The sequence below is a fragment of the Chitinophaga sp. genome (assembly GCF_036569125.1).
In the GTDB taxonomy this organism is placed as follows: domain Bacteria; phylum Bacteroidota; class Bacteroidia; order Chitinophagales; family Chitinophagaceae; genus Chitinophaga.
Map to the genome: position 1 here is coordinate 1 of NZ_DATCRF010000700.1, position 8,910 is coordinate 8,910.

Annotated in this window: 10 protein-coding genes; 6 read left to right on the forward strand and 4 right to left on the reverse strand. The window is 48.6% G+C overall.

Features of this window, described 5'->3' with window-relative positions:
• Window positions 1–50: 50 nt before the first annotated feature.
• Complete coding sequence (locus tag VIM87_RS25960; protein WP_331999807.1) at window positions 51–956, reverse strand: ABC transporter ATP-binding protein; 906 nt, start codon at window positions 954–956, stop codon at window positions 51–53.
• Between the two features lie 115 nt (window positions 957–1,071).
• On the opposite strand from VIM87_RS25960, the gene VIM87_RS25965 reads away from it, so the two are divergent.
• The 3 genes from VIM87_RS25965 to VIM87_RS25975 all read left to right on the forward strand — a co-directional run bounded on the left by VIM87_RS25965 (window position 1,072) and on the right by VIM87_RS25975 (window position 2,792).
• On the forward strand, window positions 1,072–1,404 hold the full coding sequence (locus VIM87_RS25965; protein WP_331999808.1) for a tRNA-binding protein: 333 nt from the start codon (window positions 1,072–1,074) through the stop codon (window positions 1,402–1,404).
• Window positions 1,405–1,491: 87 nt separating this feature from the next.
• Window positions 1,492–1,782 carry a hypothetical protein gene (locus tag VIM87_RS25970; RefSeq protein ID WP_331999809.1) on the forward strand — a complete coding sequence of 97 codons (291 nt, stop codon included), beginning with the start codon at window positions 1,492–1,494 and terminating at the stop codon, window positions 1,780–1,782.
• Between the two features lie 17 nt (window positions 1,783–1,799).
• Window positions 1,800–2,792, forward strand: a complete 993-nt coding sequence (locus VIM87_RS25975; RefSeq protein ID WP_331999810.1) for a hypothetical protein — start codon at window positions 1,800–1,802, stop codon at window positions 2,790–2,792.
• A gap of 33 nt (window positions 2,793–2,825) precedes the next feature.
• Here VIM87_RS25975 and VIM87_RS25980 read toward each other — a convergent pair whose 3' ends face one another.
• The 3 genes from VIM87_RS25980 to VIM87_RS25990 all read right to left on the reverse strand — a co-directional run bounded on the left by VIM87_RS25980 (window position 2,826) and on the right by VIM87_RS25990 (window position 6,051).
• Complete coding sequence (locus tag VIM87_RS25980) at window positions 2,826–4,682, reverse strand: hypothetical protein (protein ID WP_331999811.1); 1,857 nt, start codon at window positions 4,680–4,682, stop codon at window positions 2,826–2,828.
• A 41-nt stretch (window positions 4,683–4,723) separates the two neighbouring features.
• Window positions 4,724–5,212, reverse strand: coding sequence for a molybdopterin-dependent oxidoreductase (locus tag VIM87_RS25985; RefSeq protein WP_331999812.1), 489 nt, complete (start codon window positions 5,210–5,212; stop codon window positions 4,724–4,726).
• Between the two features lie 437 nt (window positions 5,213–5,649).
• A complete protein-coding gene (locus VIM87_RS25990; RefSeq protein WP_331999813.1) occupies window positions 5,650–6,051 on the reverse strand; it encodes a c-type cytochrome in 402 nt (133 codons plus the stop codon).
• Window positions 6,052–6,220: 169 nt separating this feature from the next.
• On the opposite strand from VIM87_RS25990, the gene VIM87_RS25995 reads away from it, so the two are divergent.
• The 3 genes from VIM87_RS25995 to VIM87_RS26005 form a co-directional block, all read left to right on the forward strand.
• The gene (locus VIM87_RS25995) at window positions 6,221–6,811 is read left to right on the forward strand and encodes a biliverdin-producing heme oxygenase (RefSeq protein ID WP_331999814.1); all 591 of its coding nucleotides are present in this window, start codon (window positions 6,221–6,223) and stop codon (window positions 6,809–6,811) included.
• Window positions 6,789–8,312 carry a GAF domain-containing protein gene (locus VIM87_RS26000; protein ID WP_331999815.1) on the forward strand — a complete coding sequence of 508 codons (1,524 nt, stop codon included), beginning with the start codon at window positions 6,789–6,791 and terminating at the stop codon, window positions 8,310–8,312. Before VIM87_RS25995 ends, VIM87_RS26000 begins: the two co-directional genes overlap by 23 nt.
• Before the next feature lie 3 nt (window positions 8,313–8,315).
• On the forward strand, window positions 8,316–8,910 hold a 595-nt coding region (locus VIM87_RS26005; protein ID WP_331999816.1), incomplete at its 3' end, for a chemotaxis protein CheB.

The window sequence follows — 8,910 nt, forward strand, 5'->3', positions numbered from 1 at the left end:
GGGTTGTCAGCCATTCGCTTTTAAAGCTGTAAAAGAAGGGTAGTTGCATGTTAATGATTAATAAGGTCCATAAAAGTGGCTTCCAGGTCATGGTGTTGCGCATGAATGCCATAAACATCAATGCCTGCCAGTACCAGCTGCCGGTTAATAAGGGCTATCTTTTCTCTGGTAACACCCTGCATAAGCAAATGCCCGTTCTCTGCTGCAGCATGCACTCCCTGCGCTTGCAGCAGCTGCAGGCTTTGGATATTATTGTTAGTGCTGATCAGTACCGGCGCCTGTTGGGTACTGCGCATCAGCGTTTCCAGCGTATCCTGGAATAGCAGCTTCCCTTTGTGAATAATACCGATATGCGTGGCCAGCTTTTCAATTTCCGGCAGCAGGTGGCTGGATATAAGGATGGTAATGCCCTGCTCCCGGTTGATGGTTTTTAGCAGCTCCCGCATTTCAATAATGCCGTTAGGGTCCAGGCCATTGGTCGGCTCATCTAAAATAAGCAGGGAAGGCCGGTGCAGTAAGGTCATGGCGATGGCCAGGCGCTGTTTCATACCCAGCGAGAACTGCCCGGCTTTTTTATGACCGGTGTTAGCCAGGCCCACCAGCTGCAATACTTCGTGTATACGTTGGGTTGGGCAGCGGTAAATGGTTTGCAGCACCTGCAGATTTTCCTTCGCGCTTAAATGGCTGTATAAGGAAGGGCTTTCGATCAGGGCGCCTACCTGCCGCAGCAGGGCTACCCGGTGCTGCTCAAACGGTTTTCCAAAAATGGTAATGTGGCCCTGCTGTTTTTTCAGTAGGCCCAGCACCAGTTTCAGGGTAGTGGTTTTACCGGCGCCATTGGGCCCCAGGAAGCCGTAAATGCTGCCCTGCGGCACCTGCAGGTGAATGTTATCCAGGGCGGTTTCCTGCCCTGTAAAGCGGTAGGTAAGTTGGGTTGTTTCCAGGCAAAAGGACATGTGATCAGGTTTGTACATTTCAAAAATAGCCGCTTTATGCAGCAGGCTGCCGCATGTTTTGTCATATGCAGGAGTTTATCTGCAAAAGGGGTATTTTGTTCTGTATCTTAGCCCCATGGCAACCATAGCAGATTTTGATAAGCTGGATATCCGCGTAGGAAAGATCATTACAGCAGAAGATTTTCCGGAGGCCCGCAAGCCGGCCTATAAGCTCACCATTGACCTGGGCCCGGAGCTGGGCATTAAACGCTCATCCGCACAGATCACTAAGCGCTACACCAAAGAAGCGCTGCCAGGTACCCTGGTATTATGCGTGGTGAATTTTCCGCCCCGGCAAATAGGGCCTTTTATGTCGGAGGTGTTAACCCTGGGCGTGCCGGATGCCGCTAACGAGGTAGTGCTCATTAAGCCGGAGCAGGAGGTACCCTTAGGCGGCCGGCTGTATTAAAAGCATTTAAACAAAATACTGTCCCTGGCTGTTTATTGAGCATAACTGTTCCAAAATAGCTTACCCCAAAACACCAAAACAATTACTATGGCCAGGTATGGTAACATTCTCTCCCTGTACAATTGCAGTGACACAGATGCTGCAAAGGTGATCCCCGTGCTGCAGAATAAACAGGTGATCTTTCAGCAGGTGGAGCACACCTTTTTTATAGAAAGCACCTCCAAAGACAATACAGTAGCCGTGGTAGACGGCATCAGGACATTACAGCTCCGCTTTACTTTTTTTCACGACAGCAATCCTTACAAATCAAAATTGTATTACAGCGATGATATGGATCCGCAGGTGATTGCGGCTATCAACAAGATCTTATTTCAATAACCACCAAACCCCGGATAATGAATTATAAATATTACCTGTTGTTGTTTGCGCTGCTGCAGGCAGCTGCGGCTATGGGCCAAAAGAACGGGTTCAGGGATTTTATACAGGTGTATCCCGTAGGGGAGGATGCGGATATTAACTTCCGCACCAGCTATGTGAAGTATGAAAAAAATGTGCTGTTTGAAGCCAACCCCATTGTACGCTACAGTTTTTCCAACAATATTTTACAAGGGCTGGGAGACGGGAAAACACATGTACGGGCCTACTATGCTTCTTTTACGCCACAGGTGCGCATGTACACGGAAAATTCCCTGCCCGTGAAAACGCCCTCTTACCGCATTCTGTTAGGCACGCAGCAGGTATTCCGCCTGGGCAATAACCTGTTCACCATTTCCCTGGAAAGCGGCCACTATTCCAACGGGCAGGCCGGCAGCGCGTTCAGCGAGCAGTATGAGGATGGCTCCCCGCAAAGCGATAGCATTTACAGGCTCATTACACCCAGCACCAATCTTTCCGCCATCCTGAACCGCAAAAGCGGCAACTTTTCCACCAACCTCACGGAGCTGGTATTTAACTACCGCATTAACAAGCTGGATGATGTAACCCCTAAGCGCATTCACTCCCTGAAGCTGGGCGCGCTGTTTTACCACGACCGTTTCCTGCAGCTGTTTAACTTTGGCGGCTTTTCTGATGCAGATATTAAGATCTATGGGCGGGTAAGATTGCTGGGCGGATATGAATACAGCCTGGTAAGCCCCAAAGGCGTACGGCATTGTTTTTTTGAAAATGCAGAATGGATCTTTGGCGCGCATAACTGGGTAAATCCCTTCCGGAGCGAAACCGGTTACCGCATTTACCCCTTTCATAACATGCGGGCCTTTGGGTTTGTAGCTAAATTCATACACGGGCACGATAATTACAATTTCCGTTTTGTGGATTCCGGCACGCAGGGAAGCATAGGTTTTACCTGGAGCAACTTTCCGCCCTTCCCGGTTAAGAACCTGGATTAACGTGTGCCACACCTCAAAGGTGTGGCACACATGCTATGTCTTCTGATAGAAGGTTGCCCCAACGGCTGTTTTCCGTGCACTGCCGCTGTAGCCATGTACCCAGCCCAGGCGCTGTATATCAAAGGCCAGCACTTTGGCATCGCTTTCTTCCCTTGCCAGCCCGGCATAACCTGTAGGCATTGTAATATCTGTGGTTGCTTTTTCTATGTTGGCTTTACTGGGCAGTGCATTCACCACCGTTGTTGGCGCCAGGTTTTCTACCTTGGTGCCGGTTTTCAGGCTGATTGATTTTTCAATTTGTGCCAGCGCTCCGCTTCTGTACACAGCAGGGTTAGGAAGCAGATTTATTTCCGTGTGTATTTGTGCCAGGGTTTTTCCCTTGGTTACAATAGTTTTATGGTTGGTGTGTGCATATTGTACCCCCGCATTCCAGCCAGCCTCTTTATTCTTATAGGCTGCTCCTTTATCAAACCACCTGCTGTAATGCTGCCCGGATGCCCATCCCTTTCCTTCGGAGCTGGTATCAAGTGCGGGCTTTTGATTTTCATTACCAGCTAAATGGTCCTGTACTCCTTTTGTAAACCCGCTTGTATAATCGCCATGGCCCATTAGTACGCCGGCCTGTGTGTGCATAGCGCTGGCATCTCCGCCATACTGTTCCTGTTTCAGGGTAGCCGCGCTTCCATGCACTTTCACTTCCACAATCCAATCCGGGTTTAAGTATTCCAGGAATAATTCCCTGTTCTTAACCACAGAGCCTTCATAATTATATTTTGCGGTTTTAGAGGTAGGATCTCTTTTAAAGGTATCGCCGCTTACATCTTTATTGATGCCTGCCAGGTGTTCCGGGTTTTTCAGGGGTGTGTAATGGTTAATGAGCATTACCTGTTTGGGTACTTTAGCCAGGTCAATTTTAAGGCGTACGCCATCGGCTGAGGAAAAGGGTTCCCCGTCATTACTATACACGGCTTTTTCCCGTGGTGTAGAAGCAAGGCTTAATCCGCGCTGGTGCAGGCCGCTTCCTTTCCAGTTGTGCAGCACGGCCAGCTCCTGTACACTTAGCGGGCCTTCTTTTTTACCACGGATCTGTTCTATAACATCCTGGCCGTCGCTGGGGTCCATCAGGTTTTTGGGTATACCGGCGGCCTGCGACAGCATTTGCCAGCGGCCGGTCATGCTGCCGATGCTTAAAAATTCCATGAACTGGTAAAAGCTTTTTTCCACATAGGCGTACCGTCGTGTAGGCACGCCAATATTATCTTCTACATATTCCTTTTCAGGTGCATCAAAACGGCTATACTTGGTGCGCAGATCTTCGGGATGGTCGTCATCAATCAGGTCCGGTAAATAGCTTCCTTCGTCCGACATTAAAGTTGCTACTACCTGGTGACTGGCGTTCTTCACCACGCGGTCGCCATGCTCATCTTTTTCACCTAATACCAGCTCACCGGTGCTAAAAGGCGGTATTTTCCTCAATTCCGCAATAGGGTCAAAGCTTTGTAAAAGGGCCGGGTAATCTGTCATAACGGTTTTAACCCGTATATCCTTTTCCGCCTTGGCAGGTGGTCCTGTTAAGCCGGGTGTATTGGGCATGGCGGCCAGCGTACCGGTTTCAAAGAGTGCTTTTTTATCTTTAAATGCAGCCCGGATGGCTGTCAGCGCATCGCTTATTTTTTTTACATCCGCCGGGTTAGCGCCCTGTTCGGGAAAAACGCTTAGCTTTTCTTCATTCACCCGTTGTATAACAGGCTGCCGCTGAAGGGGAGTAGCAGGTGTTGGGTTGAGCTTCAGATGTGGCCAGGCTACGGCCGGTAACTGCCGGCCGTTTGAGCGTTGTTCTGCTGCTGCGCGGCTACCGGTATACGCCGCTTCTTTATCGTTGTATTGCATAGGTAATTGAGGGATGTCTTTGGCCAATAAGGTACGAATATTTAATCTTTCGCAAACCTTACCACCATTTCCACCACCTGGAAGCTGCTGCGGGCAGGCTTCTTCTCGCCCGGCACTATCAGCCGGAAGGGGCCTCTATCTGCCGGCAGCGCATGCCCGTCTGTTTCATTGGCCAGTATCACCTGCCGGTTTGTAAAGCTGCTATCCAGCTCCGCCAGGGAAAACAGCACCTCATAACCATCGGCACATTTTACCAGCAGGTATTTGCTAAGGTTCTTGCTCCGCAGCTGCTTACCCATGGTAACCCCGGCTTTTTCCAGGATGGCCTGTACAGGCGCACCGGTATAGGAATGATCTTTTCCGTCCCGGTCTTTCAGGTTCACGGTAACACGGGGCCATAGCGCTAAGCTGTCAGCATAAATAGTAAGCGGCGTTGTTACTTCCCCGGATACTTTTACAGCAGGCTTTTGCTGCGCCAGTACCGGCAATGCACATACATTTAAGAACAGGAACAGGGTATATAATTTCATGACTATTGATTTATGAATGGGTTCCGGACGATAGTCTCCAGTGATGCTATCGTTGTATTATTTAATATATAACGATAAATATAGGATGATTTGGCGGGTTTTAATAGTCTTAATGTGTGCCACACCTCAAAGGTGTGGCCTACTTATCCCTATTGACACCGGTTGCATAAAAAGAGATAAGCCATATATAAGCTATATCAAAGCCATATCTGAGCTATATATGTTCCATCCCTTATAAGAGACGGCTTATCTACGGTTTACTACCGGCTAAAGAATGTATTAATCCTGAAGCAGGTTTACAGGTTGCTTAAATAATCCTGCTCAAAGTTTACAACAGGTTACGGCATAACTATCCTTCCCCCCAAAAGCTCCGCACATAAAAAAGGCCCGTAAACCGCAGTTTACAGGCCTTTTGTTTATATAAGCTTCCGTTTATGTTATTGCTTGGGCGCCTCCGCTACTTCGGGAAGGGATTTAGGCTCCTCATTACCATGGTGGCAGGTGTAGCAGGTAACAGCCATGGGCTGGTTACCCTTAAAATACTTTTTGTTGATCTTGGCGGTCATGCGCATCATTTCCCGCGCTACATCCTTGTGCTCATTGTCATCGCTGGCAAAGTCCAGCTTTTGAGGATTATCTTTTTGCGGCGCATGGCAAAAACCGCATTTAACGCCCAGGGAATTTTTGAACGCCTTCATCACGTTGTCCAGCTCTTCATGGCTAATGTCTTTGGGCAGTACCTTTAAGTTCTTCGCTTTGGGCGGGTCCTGTGGTAACGACAGGGAGCAAAGCGTTACGGCGATGAACAGTGTCATCAGCAATACAAAGCTTCTTTTCATAATTTCCTTATTTGATTTGACCTATGGAAAAGTAACTTATCAATTTTTTATGACTTTTAATAAAAATTATGATGCCCGGTTATGTGTGCCACACCTCAAAGGTGTGGCACACATGGTGTCAGTAAAAGAAGATATATATTCGCGTTCCCAACCCGTAAATCATTTGCACTTGGAACAACGATCTTTTGCAGCATACATTAAAGACTATACGAAAGCGGAGCATGCGCAGCTGGAGAAGAAGCTGATAGGTATGATACGCAGTATACGCAGCCCGGAACATTACCTGGTGCTGCTGGAAATGTTCTACGGTTACTACCATTCGCTGGAGCTTAAAATGGATCAATATTTGACCAATGAAAAAATACCGGACCTAGCCGAAAGGCGGAAGTCCGCTGCTATTTTACAGGATATACGCGACCTGGGCGGCCTGCCGCCAGTGCAGGTGCCAATGGCCGTTATCCCCCGTATCCAATCATATCCGCAGGCTTTGGGCGCTGCCTATGTACTGGAAGGCTCTACTTTAGGAGGGGTGATCATTGCCAGAATGATCCGGGAACAGCTACAACTATCCTCGCCGGAAGGCTTTACCTTCTTCACCGGTTATGGAGAAGCTGTGCAACAAATGTGGAGGAAATTCCACAGCTATATGAATGCTATAACGGAGGAAGCAGCACAACAAGAGGCAGCAGATGCTGCCAGGGAAACATTTTTAAAATTTAACGACTGGACTAAGAGATATGAGTCAGTTCTCAAAGTATGATTCGGAATTCTGCGGAAACATCCCGATCCATATCATCAACACCATCCAGGAATACGGGGTACTACTGGTGCTGGATAAACAAACCCTGACCATTGAACAGGTAAGCGAAAATGCAGCTGAATTATTCCAGATGCCTTTCCGGGACCTGCTGGGTAAAACCATTAAAGACCTGATAGATGCATCTGCATTTGCCCTGCTTGAAAAACAGGCGCAGGAAAATTATAGCACCAAGATCAGCACCGTCTGGAAATTAGATACCCGGGACCACTTTACCATCCTGCATGTGCGGGAGGATATGGTATTGGTGGAAATTGAGATAGCACAGGCGCCGGCAGCAGGGGGCGCTACCTTTACTGCCTTGTACCAGCATATCCGTAATTCCATTGACCTTATAGAACAGGCAAGGGATGTGCATGATCTGTGCCGGATAGCAGCCAATGAACTGAAAAAGATCACCTGGTTTGATAAGGTGATGATCTATGCATTTGACCAGGACTGGAACGGGAATGTGCTGGCAGAAGCTATGGAGCCGGATATGGAATCGTACCTTGGCTTTACCTTCCCCGCATCAGATATTCCAAAACCTGCGCGGGACCTGTATTTGCGCAATCCCTACCGTTTTATACCGGACCGTGAGTTCAAACCCGTAAAGCTGTATCCCGTTATTAATCCCATATCCCGCTCTTTCCTGGATATGTCGGAATGCAACCTGCGGGGCGTGGCTGCCGTGCATGTGGAGTACCTGAAGAACATGCATGTAATGTCGTCCATGTCGGTACGGCTGATCAAAGATAATGCGCTCTGGGGGCTTATTGCCTGCCATCATAAAACCGCCCGTGTTATTGACGGGGAAATGAGGGCGGTAATGGAGCTGTTTTCCAGTGTGATCTCTGCACGTATCAATGCATTGCATCACCAGTCGTTCAGCGATCTTACCTCCCGGCTGAATGGCATTTACATGCAGCTGATAGAAAGTATTTACCAGACGGATAACCTGGTATCCAGCCTGCTGAGCACCGAACTGAATGTAATGAAGCTGCTGGATGCCACCGGCGTTATTATTACCTATAATAACCGCAGCCACAAAGCCGGCGAGGTGCCGGATGCCGCGCAGCTGGAAGACCTGCTGCTATGGCTGCACATAAAGGACCTCAAAAAAGTATTTCATACCGACTCACTGCCATCCATATACGATATTACGGAACAGTACCGGGAAATAGCCAGCGGCATGCTGGTAATACCTATGCGGCCGGAGCAGGATGAGTACATTATCCTTTTCCGCAAAGAATTTATCCGTACTACCAACTGGGGCGGCAACCCCGAGGAACGTATGTTCTTTGATGAAAATCCGCAGATCTATCATCCCCGCCATTCCTTTAAGCTATGGCAGGAGCATGTAAAAGGGTTTTCCAAACCCTGGCTGCCGGAGGAGGTGATGGCCGCAGAGAACCTGCGCAGCTTTATTTTTGAATTTCTGACACGCGAGCATTCGAAAGAGTGATATATGAAAGGAACGCAGCAACATTTTGTAGTGGCAGTAGGCGCATCTGCAGGAGGCCTGGAAGCGATCCAGGAATTCTTTGATCACATGCCCCAAACCGGCAACCTGTCATTTGTAGTGATCCAGCACTTATCGCCGGATTACAAAAGCCTGCTGGTAGAGCTGCTGGGCCGCAGAACCCACATGAAAGTGGTGGAAGCATCCCAGAACCTGCCGGTAATGAAGAATTATATTTATGTAATACCCAACAACAAACAGATCCGCATACAGCGTAATAAGCTGCTGCTTTCGGAAAAAACGCACGATAAGGTTCCCAACAACGCCATAGATGTGTTCCTGCATTCCCTGGCGCAGGACAAAAAAGATAAGGCTGTAGCCGTTATACTCTCCGGTACCGGAACAGATGGCACCAAAGGTATCAGCTCCATTAAAGAGAATGGCGGCCTGGTACTGGTGCAGGAGCCTTCTACCGCTAAGTTTAACGGCATGCCGAACAGCGCCATCAGCTCCGGTAATGCAGATGTGGTGGCCTCACCTGCCGGCATTGCAGAAGCTATTGTTAAAGAGATCCATCAGATTGATGCAGATACGCTGGTTA

Bases quoted from the DNA above. Each gene is read 5' to 3' on its own strand.
- VIM87_RS25960 (WP_331999807.1), bottom strand. From the start codon at position 956: ATGTCCTTTTGCCTGGAAACAACCCAACTTACCTACCGCTTTACAGGG.
- VIM87_RS25965 (WP_331999808.1), top strand. From the start codon at position 1,072: ATGGCAACCATAGCAGATTTTGATAAGCTGGATATCCGCGTAGGAAAG.
- VIM87_RS25970 (WP_331999809.1), top strand. From the start codon at position 1,492: ATGGCCAGGTATGGTAACATTCTCTCCCTGTACAATTGCAGTGACACA.
- VIM87_RS25975 (WP_331999810.1), top strand. From the start codon at position 1,800: ATGAATTATAAATATTACCTGTTGTTGTTTGCGCTGCTGCAGGCAGCT.
- VIM87_RS25980 (WP_331999811.1), bottom strand. From the start codon at position 4,682: ATGCAATACAACGATAAAGAAGCGGCGTATACCGGTAGCCGCGCAGCA.
- VIM87_RS25985 (WP_331999812.1), bottom strand. From the start codon at position 5,212: ATGAAATTATATACCCTGTTCCTGTTCTTAAATGTATGTGCATTGCCG.
- VIM87_RS25990 (WP_331999813.1), bottom strand. From the start codon at position 6,051: ATGAAAAGAAGCTTTGTATTGCTGATGACACTGTTCATCGCCGTAACG.
- VIM87_RS26000 (WP_331999815.1), top strand. From the start codon at position 6,789: ATGAGTCAGTTCTCAAAGTATGATTCGGAATTCTGCGGAAACATCCCG.